14 protein-coding genes are annotated in these 14,761 nt (G+C 70.0%); 10 read left to right on the top strand and 4 right to left on the bottom strand.

The features are described 5' to 3' along the window. Window positions 1-11: 11 nt before the first annotated feature. A complete protein-coding gene (locus FV233_RS17800) occupies window positions 12-1,055 on the bottom strand; it encodes an LLM class flavin-dependent oxidoreductase (RefSeq protein WP_147898255.1) in 1,044 nt (347 codons plus the stop codon). A 4-nt stretch (window positions 1,056-1,059) separates the two neighbouring features. Further along, the gene (locus FV233_RS17795) at window positions 1,060-2,046 is read right to left on the bottom strand and encodes an ABC transporter substrate-binding protein (protein ID WP_147856594.1); all 987 of its coding nucleotides are present in this window, start codon (window positions 2,044-2,046) and stop codon (window positions 1,060-1,062) included. Between the two features lie 439 nt (window positions 2,047-2,485). Between FV233_RS17795 and FV233_RS17790 the strand changes: the two genes are divergently transcribed. From FV233_RS17790 to FV233_RS17780, 3 genes are read left to right on the top strand one after another with little or no spacing between them, the layout of a single operon-like run. After that, a complete protein-coding gene (locus tag FV233_RS17790; RefSeq protein WP_147898254.1) occupies window positions 2,486-3,619 on the top strand; it encodes a methionine ABC transporter ATP-binding protein in 1,134 nt (377 codons plus the stop codon). Then, entirely contained in the window at window positions 3,609-4,274 is a 666-nt protein-coding gene (locus FV233_RS17785) for a methionine ABC transporter permease (RefSeq protein WP_147855273.1), read from the top strand. Before FV233_RS17790 ends, FV233_RS17785 begins: the two co-directional genes overlap by 11 nt. Before the next feature lie 43 nt (window positions 4,275-4,317). Beyond that, window positions 4,318-5,097: a MetQ/NlpA family ABC transporter substrate-binding protein gene (locus FV233_RS17780; protein ID WP_147855274.1), complete on the top strand. Its 780-nt coding sequence runs from the start codon at window positions 4,318-4,320 to the stop codon at window positions 5,095-5,097. Window positions 5,098-5,103: 6 nt separating this feature from the next. On the opposite strand, the gene FV233_RS17775 is transcribed toward FV233_RS17780, so the two are convergent. Both FV233_RS17775 and FV233_RS17770 read right to left on the bottom strand, forming a co-directional pair. Further along, window positions 5,104-5,898, bottom strand: a complete 795-nt coding sequence (locus FV233_RS17775; RefSeq protein ID WP_147898253.1) for a MetQ/NlpA family ABC transporter substrate-binding protein — start codon at window positions 5,896-5,898, stop codon at window positions 5,104-5,106. A 22-nt stretch (window positions 5,899-5,920) separates the two neighbouring features. After that, complete coding sequence (locus FV233_RS17770) at window positions 5,921-7,321, bottom strand: LLM class flavin-dependent oxidoreductase (RefSeq protein WP_147898252.1); 1,401 nt, start codon at window positions 7,319-7,321, stop codon at window positions 5,921-5,923. Between the two features lie 322 nt (window positions 7,322-7,643). Between FV233_RS17770 and FV233_RS17765 the strand changes: the two genes are divergently transcribed. The 7 genes from FV233_RS17765 to FV233_RS17735 all read left to right on the top strand — a co-directional run. Continuing rightward, on the top strand, window positions 7,644-8,879 hold the full coding sequence (locus FV233_RS17765) for an acyl-CoA dehydrogenase family protein (protein WP_147898251.1): 1,236 nt from the start codon (window positions 7,644-7,646) through the stop codon (window positions 8,877-8,879). A gap of 259 nt (window positions 8,880-9,138) precedes the next feature. Further along, window positions 9,139-10,239: an ABC transporter substrate-binding protein gene (locus FV233_RS17760; protein WP_147898250.1), complete on the top strand. Its 1,101-nt coding sequence runs from the start codon at window positions 9,139-9,141 to the stop codon at window positions 10,237-10,239. Between the two features lie 8 nt (window positions 10,240-10,247). Then, a complete protein-coding gene (locus tag FV233_RS17755; RefSeq protein WP_147898249.1) occupies window positions 10,248-11,255 on the top strand; it encodes an ABC transporter permease subunit in 1,008 nt (335 codons plus the stop codon). Next, the gene (locus tag FV233_RS17750) at window positions 11,249-12,040 is read left to right on the top strand and encodes an ABC transporter ATP-binding protein (protein WP_147898248.1); all 792 of its coding nucleotides are present in this window, start codon (window positions 11,249-11,251) and stop codon (window positions 12,038-12,040) included. The genes FV233_RS17755 and FV233_RS17750 overlap by 7 nt, the downstream gene beginning before the upstream one ends. 112 nt (window positions 12,041-12,152) lie before the next feature. Then, window positions 12,153-13,133: an aliphatic sulfonate ABC transporter substrate-binding protein gene (locus FV233_RS17745; protein WP_147898247.1), complete on the top strand. Its 981-nt coding sequence runs from the start codon at window positions 12,153-12,155 to the stop codon at window positions 13,131-13,133. Then, complete coding sequence (locus FV233_RS17740) at window positions 13,130-13,918, top strand: ABC transporter permease (protein WP_147898246.1); 789 nt, start codon at window positions 13,130-13,132, stop codon at window positions 13,916-13,918. The genes FV233_RS17745 and FV233_RS17740 overlap by 4 nt, the downstream gene beginning before the upstream one ends. Window positions 13,919-13,980: 62 nt before the next feature. Continuing rightward, the coding region (locus tag FV233_RS17735; protein ID WP_147898265.1) for an ABC transporter ATP-binding protein at window positions 13,981-14,761 on the top strand (781 nt) is incomplete at its 3' end.

Genomic DNA, 14,761 nt, shown 5'->3' with positions numbered 1-14,761 from the left:
AAGGTCCCGGATCAGCGGACGCGTGGCAGGACGTGCTCGGCGAACCGGCGCATCTCGGCCTCGAACGGCTGGAACTGCAGCATGAACAGGGCGATGCCGGCCTCGTGGAAGGCGCGGATGCGGGCCGCCACCGTCTCGTAGCTGCCCACAAGCCCGGCCGCGGTGCCGCCGTTGGTGCCGACATGGCGGCTCGCCGCCGCGTCGGTCTTGGCGAACATCACGCTCGCCGTATCGGTCCGGGCGCGGGTGTCGGCGCGCAACGCCGCGTCGCGCTGCGCCAGGGCGAGGAGGCGGTCGTGCTCGGCCTGGGCCGCCGCGTCGGTCTCGCGGGCGATGACGAAGGCCGAGAGGCCGTAGCGCAAAGGCCCGTTGGCCGCGTGCCGGCGGCGCATGTCGGCGATCAATTCGCGGACGTCACCCAGCGGCTGGCCGTTGATGAACCAGACGTCGGCATGGTCGGCCGCCAACGCCCGGGCGGGCTCGGATTCGCCACCGACATAGATCCGGGGCCGCGGCCGATGGGTGCCGGCCGGGCGAAGCTGGTAGTCCTGGACCTGGAAATGCGCGTCCGACGCGGTGACGCGCTCACCCCGCATCAAGCGGTCCACGAGGCCGATCCACGCACGCCCGTAGGCATAGCGGTCGTCATGGGCCGGGAACGGTAGGCCGGCCCGCTCGAACTCGGCCCGGTTCCAGGCATTCACGAGGTTCAGCGCGAAGCGGCCGCCGCTGATATGCTCGATCTGGAGGGCCATCTTGGCCAGCACCACCGGGTGGTACAGGCCCGGCTTGATCGCCGCGATGATCTCGATGCGCCGGGTCAGGGCCGCCAAGGCCGCCGCGGCGGTCCAAGCTTCGAGCTGGTCGCGCGCCTCGTCGTAGGGGTTCATCGTGTGCTGCGCGACCAGCACGGAATCGAAGCCCAGCGCCTCGGCTTCGAGCACCAGGGCGCGGTTGCGCTCCCAGCTCGCGTCGTCCGGCTCGTCGGGGTCGTGGTGGGCGGCCCGGGAGCCGTGGACGGCGGCCCAGATGCCGAAACGAGGTGCGTCGGCCATGGGGTCAGCCCTTCACCGCCGGCGGCGTCCAGAGCGGGACAGCGGTGGCGTCGATCCGGCGCGGGATCAGCTTGGCGTCGAGGAAGGTGTCGGCGATCGCCTGCTGCTCGCCGAGCTGAGCTCGCTCCACCGGCTCCACCAGGTAAGTGCGCCGGGCGTTGGCCGCGGCCACGACGGCGGGGGGCAGGTCGCCCCAGACGGGGGCGAGCAGCGCCACCGCCGCCTCCGGGTTGGCCTTCGCCCACTGGCCCGCTTCGACCAGCGCTCGGTACACGATGGCCACCACCTCCGGATGGGCGGCGACGAAGCTGTCGTTCACGAGGTAGTAGCGGTGGTAGCTGGTCAGGCCGGATCCGTCGGCGATGGTGCGCACCGGCCGCTTGGCCTCGGCGAAGGCCAGGAACGGGTCCCAGATCGACCACGCATCGAGGCTGCCCTGCTCGAACGCGGCGGCCCCCTCGGGCGCCTGGAGATAGGCCGGCCGAATGTCGTCGAAGCCCAGGCCGGCCCGCTTCAGCGCTGCGGCCAGGACGTAATGGCTGCCGGACCCGCGCGAGACGCCCACCGTACGCCCCTTGAGGTCGGCGACCGTGCGGATCGGGGACTCCGCCGGCACGATGATGGCCTCGGCAGCCGGCGCGCCGCGCTCGCGGGCGTAGAAGGTCAGGGGCGCCCGCGCCGACTGGGTGAAGATCGGCACCGCGTCGGCGACGTCGGCATGGATGTCGACCGCGCCGGCATTCATCGGTTCGAGGACGTTTGTGAACAGGTGCCAGGTCGGCGTGAAGCCGAGCGGCGCCAGGCGCTCGGCCAGGGTGCCTTTCACCTTGAGGATCGTGAACAGCACCGAGGAGCGCTGCATGCTGATCTTCACCTCGCGCGCCGCCGCATGCACCGCGGGCGACGCGAAGGGCAGCGCCGCCGCGCCCAGGCCGGCCAAGAGCAGCGTCCGGCGGGACGGGGACCGTCCTGCGGGCATATCGTCGGTCATCGTGGTCTCCGGTCGGCAGGCGCCCGTTCGCGTACGTGCCGGAACCGAAATGGCCGGTTCGACGGCGGCTGGAGCGCGCGATCACTATTGAAGCTCGCGGGCGGGGGGCGATCAATGAAACGAGGTTTCGAATGCGCGGCGCTTCGAAGATCAGACCTTCTGCATGGGCCGCAGGATGGAGGATGAAGACTTCGGGCGACGGAGTTATCCGCGGAACCGCGCGATGCTCTCTCGACCGCGAGCGCCGCCACATGTCGACTGCAGGTGGAATAAAAATCTACCGTTTGGCAAAATAATAAGAAGATAATCTCTGTCGGCGGGCAACTATGTACCCGGCTTTCCTTGACCCCGCTCGGCGTCGAACGTCATACAGATTGCTCCCAGATCACCCGATCGTATTGCGGACCCGCGGGTCCCGCTCGAGGAGCACCCACAGGCTGTGTCCACCCTGCCGTCGCCCCGCCAACCCGCCGACACGCCGCTGATCCGGTTCGAGAACGTCTCGAAGACCTATCCGGCGCGGAAGGGCGCGGCGCTGGTCACGGCGCTGTCCGGGATCGACCTCTCCGTTCCGGCCGGGACCATCCTCGGGGTGATCGGGCGCTCCGGCGCGGGCAAGTCGACGCTGATCCGCCTGATCAACGGCCTCGAACGGCCGAGCGCAGGGCGGGTGATGGTCGGCGACGCGGAGGTGTCGAGCCTGCCCGAGCGGGACTTGCGGCGGGTGCGCGCCCGGGTCGGCATGATCTTCCAGCACTTCAACCTGCTGTCCTCGCGGAATGTGGCCGACAACGTCGCCCTCCCCCTGGAACTCGCGGGCTGGAAACGCGCGGCGATCCGCGCCCGCGTGGCGGAACTGCTCGCCCTCGTCGGGCTGGAGGCTCAGGCCGGGCGATATCCGGCGGAGCTGTCGGGCGGCCAGAAGCAGCGGGTCGGCATCGCCCGGGCGCTCGCCACCGAGCCCGACGTGCTGCTCTCCGACGAGGCCACCTCCGCCCTCGACCCGGAGACCACCCGGTCGATCCTGGCCCTGTTGAAGCGGATCAACCGCGACCTCGGCCTGACCATCGTGCTCATCACCCACGAGATGTCGGTGATCCGGGCGGTCGCCGACGACGTGGCGGTGATCGACCACGGCGCGATCGTGGAGCGCGGCACGGTCTACGCGGTGTTCACCCGGCCGCAGGCCGAGGTGACCCGCAGCCTTCTCGCCGGCGAGGTCGGTCTCGACCTGCCGGCCGGGCTGGCCGAGCGGATCTCCGCCGATCCGCGCCCCGGCGGCGTGCCGGTGCTGCGCCTCGCGCTGCGGGGGGCGCAGGCCGACACCGCGATCATCGCCCGGCTCGCCCGCGAGACCGGGATCGAGGCGGTGATCCTGGCCGGCGCGGTGGACGAGATCGCCGGCCAGCGCTTCGGCTCCCTGGCGCTCGGCCTGTCGCCGGGGCCGGACGTCACCGCGCGGGCCCAGGCCTATCTCGCCGCGCTCGGCATCCCGGCCGAATTCCTCGGCTATCTGCCGCCGGCCCAGGACGTCGCCCAAGACGTTGCGCAGGGGGCTGCCCGTGTCGCCTGAACTCATCAACCTTTTGGTCCAGGCCACCGCCGACACGCTGACCATGGTGGCGCTCGCCGCCGCCATCGGCACGCTGTTCGGCCTGCCGCTGGGGGTGTTCCTCGCGACGAGCCAGCGCGGCGAGCTGCTGGCGGCGCCCGCGCTCAACGCCGCCCTCGGGGTGATCGTCAACGCGACGCGCTCGACGCCCTTCATCATCCTGGTCGTGGCGATCATCCCGTTCACCCGCCTGGTGGCCGGCACCTCGATCGGTACCTATGCCGCCAGCGTGCCGCTGACGGTGGCGGCCACACCCTACATCGCGCGGCTGGTCGAGGCGGCGATCCGCGAGGTCGATCACGGTCTGGTCGAGGCCGCCCGGGCGTTCGGGGCGAGCCCGGCGCAGATCATCCGCAAGGTGCTGATCCCCGAGGCGCTGCCCGGCATCGTCCTGGGGCTCACCCTCGCGGTGGTATCGCTGGTCGGCTACTCGGCCATGGCCGGCGCGGTCGGCGGCGGCGGGCTCGGCGATCTCGGCATCCGCTACGGCTACCAGCGCTTCCGGCCCGACATGATGCTGGCGGTCGTGGTCGTCCTGATCGTGCTCGTGCAGGTGTTCCAGACTGCGGGCGAGCGCCTGGCGCGCCGCCTCAACCGGCGCCACCGCCAGAGCTGATCCGCATCGAACGTTCGGCCCCGAAATCGCGAGATCGTCCGCCATGTTGCGTCGCCTGGTGCTTGCCGCCCTCCTCGTGATGCCCGGTATCGGGCACGCGGAGGCCCTGAAGCGTGTCCGCATCGGCGCGACGCCGGGGCCGCACGGGCAGATCCTCGAGGCGGCGAAACCCGTCGCGGCGCGCAACGGCCTCGACCTGCAGATCATCGAGTTCTCGGACTACGTGGTGCCGAACGAGGCGCTCTCGGCCGGCGAGATCGAGGCGAACTCGTTCCAGAACCAGCCCTTCCTCGACAATCAGAAGGCCGATCGCGGCTACAAGATCGTCGCCGTCGCCACGACGGTGAACTTCCCGCTCGGGATCTACTCGAAGCGCCACAAGACCTTCGACGCGGTGCCGACCGGCGGCACGGTGGCGATCCAGAACGACCCGACCAATGGCGGACGCTCGCTGCTCCTCCTGCAGGACAAGGGCGTGATCAAGCTGAAAGCCGGCACCGGGTTCAAGCCGACGGTGGCCGACATCGTCGAGAACCCGCGCAAGCTCCGGTTCATCGAGGTCGACGCGGCGCAGACGCCCCGGTCCCTGGACGATGTCGACGCCGCCGCGGTGAACACCAACTTCGCCACGCCCGCCGGCCTGAAGCCCTCGGACGCGATCCTGAAGGAGGAGCCGAAGGGCCCCTACGTCAACCTCCTGGCGGTCCGCGAGGCCGACCGCGACCAGCCCTGGGTGAAGGCGCTCGTGGACAGCTACCGCAGCCCCGAGGTCAAGGCGTTCATCGAGAAGACGTTCGGCAGCACCGTGCTGCCGAGCTGGTAGCGGGCGCTACCACACAGGCTCGAAGAATCCCCGGAAGGTGGTCTCGATATAGGCTTTCACCTCCGGGGACCGGAACGTCGCGATGAAGGCCGCGAGCCTGGGTTCGTCCCGGTTTTCGGGCCGGGCGACGAAGCTCACCGTGTAGTGCTTGTTACCGGACCCGTCGGTGATCAGAGCGGTGCTGGGGTCGCCTCCGGACGCGAACAGGTAGGTAAAGCTTACCTGCGCCAGGGTCACGTCGTCGAGTGCGCGCGGCAGCTGTGCGGCGTCGAGTTCCAAAATGCGGAGACCCTTCGGATTCGCCACGATATCGGCCACCGAGGCATCGTCGCCGCTGCCAGGGTTCAGCTTAAGCAGACCTGCTTTCTCGAGCAGGTGCAAGCCGCGCGCGGCGTTGACCGGATCGTTGGCGATGGCGACGCTCGCCCCGTCGGGTACCGCATCCAAGCGTGTCACACGTTTCGAGAAGAGACCGACCGGCAGAACGAAGGCGCCAGCCACGGGCAAGAGTCGATAGCCCCGCGCCTTGATCGTGGATTGCAGGAAGGGCACGTGCTGGAACAGGTTGGCGTCGAGGCTGCCATCGGTCACAGCCTCGTTTGGCGTAACCCAGTCGGTAAACTCGACGATCTCCACCGCCTGCCCCCGTTTGCGCGCCAGGTCTGCCGCGAAGGCGAGGGTCTGGCCGATTGGACCGGCGGTGGTGCCGATCCGCAGAGGCTTTTCGGCCTTGGCCGGGGCGGCGGCTAGAAGGCCGGCCATTATGCCCAGCACTGCGCGGCGTGTTCGATTACGGCTCATGGTGTGTCGGCTCGTGGCGGGTTCAGGAGGCTTGGCGCACGTCCCTGGCTCCCGGTCCGACCTTGAAGGCGGCGCCCGGATGACTGGACTTCAGATGCGGGCCGGAGCCGGGGAACAACTTCTCCCGCAAGGTCCCGTCTCGATAGGCGGTCTTGAACACCCCGCGGGATTGAAGCTCCGGCACGACCAAATCGACGAAGGCCTCCAGCGTCTCGGGTGCCACGGCCCGTGTGAGGTTGAACCCGTCGATATCGGCTTCCCGCACCCATTCGAGCAGCGTGTCGGCCACCTCGGAGGGGGAGCCCACGATGAACGGCGCCCGCGCCCCGCGCGGGCCGAATGCGGCGAAGTCGGCCGGGGTGAACGGTCGCTCGCCCGGAGCCGTAAGATTCTCCACCAGAGACTGCATGGCGTTGGTCTTCTGATACGCGAAAGGCTCGTCGGGCCGTAGGCCGGCGAGATCGATTCCGGTCCAACCGGACACCAGGGCGAGCTGGCCTTCGCGGTCAATGTAGTGGGCATACGCATCGCGTAGGTCGAGCGCTTCAGCCCGCGTCGGGGCGACGATCACCGTGGCGCCAATGAACATGCGGATATCGTAGGGGTCCCGACCAGCGTCCCGGGCGGCCTCACGGATGCTGCGGACCGCCTTCCCGGCGACGGCCGGCGTGTGGCCGTTCAGGAAGATCGCCTCCGCATGTCGGGCCGCGAACTGTCGCCCCCGGGCGGAGGTGCCGGCTTGGTAGAGCACCGGCGTACGCTGCGGCGACGGCTCGCTGAGATGGCGTCCATCAACCCGGTAATAGGGGCCCTCGTGAAGCACACGATGGACCCGGGACGGATCCGTGAACACGCCCCCGATCCGGTCGCGGCGCACCGCGCCCTCCTCCCAGCTGCCTTCCCACAGCTTGTAGGACGCCTCCAGGAAATCCTCGCCCGCGTCGTAGCGGTCGTCATGCGCCCGCGCTTCCGGTTGGCCCATGCCGCGGGCACCGCTCTCCAGATAACCGGTCACGATATTCCACCCGACCCTGCCTCCGGTGAGGTGGTCGAGGGTTGAGATCCGCCGGGTGAAGGTGAAGGGGTGCTCGTAGGTGAGGTTCGCGGTGACGCCGAAGCCGAGATGGCGCGTCGCCTGTGCCATGGCCGGCACGACCAGGAACGGGTCGATACTGGGGGCCTGTGCGGCGCGGGCGAGCGCGGTCTCAACACCGCCGCCGTACACGTCGTATTGGCCGATCACGTCGGCCAGGAATACACCGTCGAACAGGCCCCGCTCGGCCGTCCGGGCGAGGTCGATCCAGTAATCCAGCGTGTTGTAGGCGGCGCTGGTGTCTCGGGGATGGCGCCATAGGCCGGCCCAGGTATGACCGGGTGCAGCCATCTGGAAGGCGTTCAGCCGCAGTTCGCGAGGTGTCGTCATGGTGTCGACATGGCTTGCTTTCGGAAGGGGCCAGGGCCGCGCACCCTGAACGAGGCCGTGCGGCGCCTAAGAGAACGAAGTCCGGAGGGTATGCGAACACGACGTCGGGTCAACCGAAACTTTGTTTTCTATTGGGCTGCTCTGAAAGAACATCTATTCAGGCGGGCATTCCCAATGAGGTAGTGCTTCCAAATCGACTGCACGCTGTCGTTTTTCCCGTGCAGCATCTTGAGATCGCGGCCCGACTTGGCGAATCCATAGGTCTCGCGCCGGGATCCTGCGGGTGTTCGGCAGCGACGATCAATGTGGAAAGCTTCAGGCGATGGCGCAGTGGGATGCGGGTTGGGGCGCTGGCCCGAGCGAGCGCTACGAGGATCTGGCCGGGCGCTTCCGGCCCACCTTCGCCGAGATCCGCGCCACGGCGGTCGAGCGCGATCGCGCGCACCGTCTGCCGCATGCCGAGATCGGGTGGCTGAAGGAAGTCGGCTTCACCACGTTGCGCCTGCCGGTCGAGGCCGGCGGCCATGGGGCCAGCCTGCCGGAGCTGTTCAACCTGCTGATCGAGCTGTCGCAGGCCGATTCCAACGTCACCAACGCCCTGCGCGCCCATTTCGGCTTCACCGAGGACGTGCTCGGCTCGACGGCGCCGGACTGGCGCGCCCGCTGGATCGCCAGGATCGCCGCCGGCGAGACCGTGGGCAGCGGTGTCTCCGAGACCGGCCCCGCCAAGGTCGGCCAGTTCGACACCGTGGTCCGTCGGCGGGGTGCCGAGCGGGTCGTGTCGGGCAGAAAATTCTACACCACCGGCTCCCTGTTCGCGGACTACATCCATCTCTCGGCCGATGACGAGGACGGGGCGGCCCTGGTGGCGGCTGTCCCGACCGGGGCGCCCGGCGTCGAGATCGTCGACGACTGGGACGGGTTCGGCCAGGCGCTCACCGCGAGCGGCACGATCCGGTTCGACGACGTCGTCCTGCCGCCCGACCTGATCAAGCCCGATCCGGCCCGTTTCCCCTACGCGATGGCGTTCTTCCAGCTCGTCCACCTGGCGACGCTCGCCGGGATCGGGCGCGCCGCCGCCGAGGATGTCGGGCGTCTCGTTGCCGAGCGGACCCGCGTCTACAGCCACGGCAATGCCGGACGGACCGCCGAGGATCCGCAGATCCTGGCCGTGGTCGGCCGGGTGCGCGGCAACGCCTACGCGGCCGGCGCGGTGGCGCTGAAGGCGGCCGAGGCCCTGCAGCGCGCCTATGAGCTGCACCGCGACGCGGGTGGCCGGGGGACCGAGGCGCAGGCCGAGCGCGCCACGGCGCTCGCCGACGTCGAGGTCAACCAGGCGGTGACCGTGGTCACCAACCTCGTGCTGGAGGCGACCACGATCCTGTTCGATGCGCTGGGCGCCTCGGCGGTGAAGCAGGGGCTCGGCCTCGACCGCTACTGGCGCAACGCCCGCACCATCGCGTCGCACAACCCTCGGATCTACCGGGACCGGATCGTCGGCGCCTTTGCGGTGAACGGCACCGAGCCGCCGCGCCAGTATCGCGTCGGCACCGCCTGACGTCGGCCGCCGCCGCGGGGCGGCGCTGGAGATCATCCTCGTCTCTCGGGCAAGCAAGCGAAAAACGTTTTCGACTCCACGAAAAGATCAGAAAACGCTTTCGTTGACTCGGCTTCGATCCGATTGAATATTCGATCCATTGATCCCTCGACGGATCAGTCACCCAAATTCAGGATGCACGATGTGCTCGGCCGCGCGGTCGGGCCACGTCCTGCGTCGGCCCAGCCTACCGCGCGGTCGCGCGGCCCGGAGACGTGCGATGATTGACGACCCGTCAGATCCGGGATCCGAAGCTTTCAGCCGGATGCCCTCGCGCCGCCTGGTGCTGAGGGCCGGCGCCGCCGCGATGGCGGCCCCCTTCGGCTTAGGGATGGGCGCGAGCCAGGCCTGGGCGCCCGGACCCGGCGCGCCGTTCGATCCCGGTCCGCTCTGCCGGCCCGCGGCGGCCGAAGCTTCATCGGGCCCGCTGCGGCCGGTCAAGCTGGCCTGGAACGCGACGGCGATCTGCACCGCCGCCGCCCCGCTCGCGAAGGAGCAGGGCATCTTCGCCAAGCACGGCCTCGACGTCGAATTCGTCAATTTCGGCGGGGCTACGGAAGCCCTCTTGGAGGCTATCGCCACCGGCAAGGCCGACGCCGGGATCGGCATGGCCCTGCGCTGGCTCAAGCCGCTGGAGCAGGGTTTCGACGTGAAGATCACCGCCGGCCTGCACGGCGGCTGCCTGAGGCTGCTGGCCGACAGGTCCAGCGGCATCACCGACATCGCATCGCTCAAGGGCAAGACCATCGCGATCAGCGATCAGGCGAGCCCGGCGAAGAACTTCTTCAGCCTTCAGCTGGCCAAGGTCGGGATCGACCCCGACAGCGGCGTCGCGTGGCGGCAATACCCGGCGGACCTCTTGAATCTCGCCGTGCAGAAGGGTGAGGCGCAGGCCCTGGCCGATGGCGACCCGCGGACCTGGATCTGGCTGAAGGATCCGCGCTTCACCGAGATCGCGACGAACCTGTCGGGGGAATACGCCGACCGCACCTGCTGCGTCGTGGCGGTCCGCGGCAGCCTGCTGCGCAACGACCGGGCGGTCGCCGCGTCGCTCACCCGGGCGATCCTGGAGGGCGGCCACGCCGTCCACGGGAACCCGGAGGCGGCCGCGAAGGCGTTCGCCGGCTACGGCGGCAAGGGATCCATCGAGGATCTCGCCACGATGCTGCGCAGCCAGCAGCACGGCGACAGTCCGGTGGGCGGCCGGCTCAAGCAGCAGCTCGCCCTCTACGGCGATGAGCTGAAGCTGGTGAACGTCCTGAAGCGCTCGACCGATACGGCGACGTTCGCCGAGCGGATCTACGCCGACGTGCTGAGCTGAGCCGCCTGATGTCCGGAAGCATCACCGCCGGGACACCCGCGCGCAGCACCGCCGCCGAACCCGCGCGCCTCCCTGGTCCGCCCTGGCGGATCGTCCTGGCCGGCCTCGCCTGGCTGGCGCTCGCGGGCCTGACGTTGCAGCTGCCCGAAGCGGGCGACTTCCCGAGGACGGCCATCTTCGCGCAGGGATCGGCGGCCATCGGGCTGGCGCTGCTGCCGCTGGGCCTCCTCGCCGGCTCGCTCGGCACAATCGGGGCGCGCCTGCGGTATTGGAGCCCGTGGCTGGCCGCGCTGGCCATCGCCTTGCTGGCCTGGGAACTGGTCACGGCGAAGCTCGATCTCCTGCCGATGCCGTTCTTCCCGCCGCCCCAGGCGATCCTGGAGGTGTTCCTCGACGATTGGCCCAAGCTCGGCGGCAGCACGCTGAACTCGCTGATCCTGCTGGCGGGGGGCTACGCGATCGGGTCGAGCGTCGGCTTCGTCCTCGGCGTCGCGATCGGAACCTCCAAGGCGGTGGGCTACTGGGCGCATCCGGTGCTGCGCTTCGTCGGCCCGCTCCCGGCGACCGCGTGGCTGCCGCTGGCGTTCTTCGTCTTCCCGTCCTCGTGGTCGGCGAGCACCTTCCTGGTCGCACTGGCCACCGGATTCCCAGTGACGGTGCTGACCTGGTCCGGGGTGGCAGGCGTCAACAAGGCCTATTTCGACGTGGCGCGGACGCTCGGCGCCTCGCGCAGCTTCCTGATCCTGCGGGTGGCGATCCCGGCGGCGCTGCCGCACGTCTTCGTCGGGCTGTTCATGGGGCTCGGTGGCTCCTTCGCGGTTCTGGTGGTGGCCGAAATGCTCGGCGTAAAGTCGGGCCTCGGCTGGTACCTGCAATGGGCGCAAGGTTGGGCGGCCTACGCCAACATGTACGCGGCGCTGATCGTGATGGCCCTGATGTGCTCGTCGCTGATCACCCTGTTGTTCCGCCTGCGCGACCGCCTGCTCGCCTGGCAGAAGGGGCTGGTGCAATGGTAGCCGCCGCGCTGGAACGACCGGCGGACCTGATTCTCGGTGCGAGCCTGCACGCAGAGGCGGTGAGCCACGCCTTCGATATCCGCGGCGCGCCCCTGCCGGTGCTCGACCGGGTCAGCCTCAGCGTCGCGCCGGGCGGGTTCGTGGCTCTGCTCGGCCCCTCGGGATGCGGCAAGTCCACGTTGCTACGGCTCGTCGCCGGGCTGGAGCCGCCCGACGAGGGCGCGATCACGGTCGACGGCCGGCCGGTCGAGGGGCCGGACCCGTCCCGCCTGCTCGTCTTCCAGGATCCGACGCTCTACCCCTGGCGGACCGTGCGCGGGAACGTGGCGCTCGGGCTCGAGGCCCAGGGCGTCGGGCGGGCGGCCCGCGCGGCGCGGATCGAGCAGGCCCTGGGGCTCGTCGGGCTGTCCGGCTTCGCGGACGCCTATCCGCACCAGCTTTCCGGAGGGATGGCCCAGCGGGCGGCCTTGGCCCGGGCGCTGGTCAACGAGCCGCGCCTGCTGCTCCTCGACGAACCGTTGGGCAAGCTCGACGCGCTGACCCGGCTGGCGATGCAGGCCGAGATCCTGCGCCTCTGGCAGGAGAAGCGCTTCACGGCCGTGCTGGTCACGCACGATGTCGAGGAGGCGCTGATCCTGGCCGAGCGCGTGATCGTGCTCGGCGACCGCCCGGCCGCGATCCGGGCTGAACTCCCGGTCGACGCCCCCTACCCGCGTCACCGGGACGATCCCGACCTCATTCGCCTGCGCCGGACGATCCTGGAGATCCTCGGCCAGGCGACTTGATCACACGCCGTCCTGCGGCGCGCGGCCGTGCGATTCCCGAGTTCAGGGCCGCGCGCCGCGAACCTGTGCGTGCACGCCTTCCCCCAAGCTTCGCCCGAATTAGGTTCCGCTCATGCGCTCCTCACGCCGCTTCCTCCTGGCCGCCGGCCTTGCCCTGATCACCGCGACCGTCCCGTTCGCGCCTGCGGCCCGGGCCGAGGACCCGAAGGAGATCCGGCTGGACTGGGCGACCTACAATCCGGTCGGCCTGCTCCTGAAGGAGAAAGGGTTCCTGGAAGAAGCGCTCAAGCCGAAAGGCATCCGAGTGCGCTGGGTCCAGTCGCTCGGTTCGAACAAGGCGCTCGAGTTCCTGAATGCCGGCGCGATCGATATCGGCTCGGCCGCTGGCGCGGCTGCCCTCGTCGCGCGGATCAACGGCAATCCGATCAAGGCGGTCTACGCGTTCTCGCGTCCCGAATGGACGGCGTTGGTCACCCGCAATGAGACCGGCATCACCAAGCCCGCCGACCTGAAGGGCAAGCGCGTCGCCGTCACCCGGGGCACCGATCCGCACATCTTCCTCATCCGCGCGCTCCAGGGGGCGGGCCTCACCGAGAAGGACGCGAAGCTCGTCCTGTTGCAGCACCCGGACGGCCGCACGGCCCTCGACCGCGGCGATGTCGATGCCTGGGCCGGCCTCGATCCGCTGATGGCGGCGGCCGAGATCGAGAACGGGGACGTCCTGTTCCACCGCGACGCGGCGGCCAACACCTGGGGCCTGCTCGACGTGCGCGAGGACTTCGCCAAGGCCCATCCCGATCTGGTCCGGACGGTGATCGCCGCCTACGAGCAGGCGCGCGCCTACGCGCTGGCGAATCCGCAGGCTCTTTCTGCGGCGCTGGTCGCGGCGACCAAGCTTCCCGAACCGGTGATCGCGCGGCAGCTCGCGCGCACGGACCTGTCCCAGCCGACGATCGGACCGGCGCAGACGGAATCGATCAAGGCCGCCGGCCTCGCCCTGCAACAGGCCGGCGTAATTCCCGCTGCCACGGATGTGGCGGCGGCGGTGGACGGCCTGCTCGATCCCGGCTTCAACCCCGTCGCGGCGCGTTGACGGCCGGGACGCTCTGGCGGCAGGGCGGCCGCGTCGGCCTCGGGCTCGTCCTGCCGTTGGCCCTGGCGAGCGGCTGGGAGATCGCGGTCGATAGCGGCCTCGTCTCCGGACGCCTGCTGCCGCCGCCAAGTCGGATCGGCGCGACGCTGCTGGACCTGGCGATTTCGGGCGACCTGCTCATGCATGTCCAGGCGACGCTGATCCGGGTCGGGCTCGGCTTCCTCTGGGGCGCTGCCGCGGGGATCCTGGCGGGTGGCCTGGTCGCGACGCTTCCGACCCTGCGCTGGCTGGTCGATCCGAGCCTCCAGGCCCTGCGGGCCGTGCCGTCGCTCGCCTGGGTTCCGCTCTTCATCCTGTGGTTCGGCATCCTCGAGACACCGAAGGTGCTGCTGATCGCCGTCGGGGTCTTCTTCCCCGTCTATGTCGGGGTCTCGGGGGCCATCGCCTCGGTGGACCGAAAGCTCATCGAGGTCGGGCGCATCTTCCGGCTGTCGCGGCTTGCCCTGGCCCGGCGGATCCTGCTGCCGGCGGTGCTGCCGGCGACCCTGGTCGGGTTGCGTACGGGGCTCGGCCTCGGCTTCCTGTTCGTCGTAGCGGCCGAGCTGATGGGGGCCTCGGAGGGCCTCGGCTACCTGCTGGTCGACGGCCAGCAATTCAGCAAGCCGGACCAGATCGTCGCCGCGATCATCGCTTTCGCCCTGGCCGGGAAGCTGGCCGACATGGTGCTGCTGGCGCTTACGCGACCCTTGACGCGCTGGCAGGACACTGCGCGGGAAAGCCTGTGACGAGCGCGGCAATGCGCCGTCCGCGCGATCCCTCGATGCAACCGCTGAAGCAAGACACGCCCGTGCTCATCGTCGACGATCTCTCGAAGACCTATGCGGATGGCACGCAGGCGCTCGCCGGAATCGACCTTTCGGTGCGACAGGGCGAGATCATCGCGCTCATCGGCGGCTCGGGCTGCGGAAAGACGACCCTGCTGCGCCTGATCGCCGGCCTCGATCAGGCGAGCCGTGGGACCGTGCAGGTCGATGGCGGGACGATCCGCGGGCCACACCCGCATGTCGGCGTCGTCTTCCAAGAGGCACGGCTCCTGCCCTGGCTGGATGTCGCGGGCAATGTCGGCTTCGGGCTCGCCGGGCTCGCCCGGTCCGAGCGGAGTCAGCGGGTCGCGCGGGCGCTGGAGCGGATCGGTCTGGCCGAGTCCGGCGGCCGCTGGCCGCGGGAACTCTCCGGCGGCCAGCAGCAACGGGTGGCCATCGCCCGGGCCTTCGTCACCAATCCCCGCGTGCTGCTCCTGGACGAGCCATTCTCGGCGCTGGACGCCTTCACCCGCCGGGACCTGCACGATCAACTCCTCAGCCTGTGGGGCGAGTCGAAGCCGACGATCCTGCTCGTGACGCACGATGTCGGCGAGGCCGTGACGTTGGCCGACCGGGTGGTCGTGATGCGCCCGCGTCCGGGACGCCTCGACGAGACCATCGAGATCGGGCTGGCCCGCCCGCGCGACCCCGTCGCGGCCCCTCATGAGGGGGCGGTGCGCCGGGTGATGGCCGCCCTCGACCGCTCCCTCCGGCCCGCCGCGACCCATCAGCCGCTCGCCCCCGAGGCCCGTGCGACGTGGTGGT

Source organism: Methylobacterium sp. WL7, from assembly GCF_008040085.1.
Taxonomy (GTDB): Bacteria; Pseudomonadota; Alphaproteobacteria; order Rhizobiales; family Beijerinckiaceae; genus Methylobacterium; species Methylobacterium mesophilicum.
The sequence above is the reverse complement of the archived record's forward strand: the minus strand, read 5'-3'. Positions and strand labels throughout refer to the sequence as shown.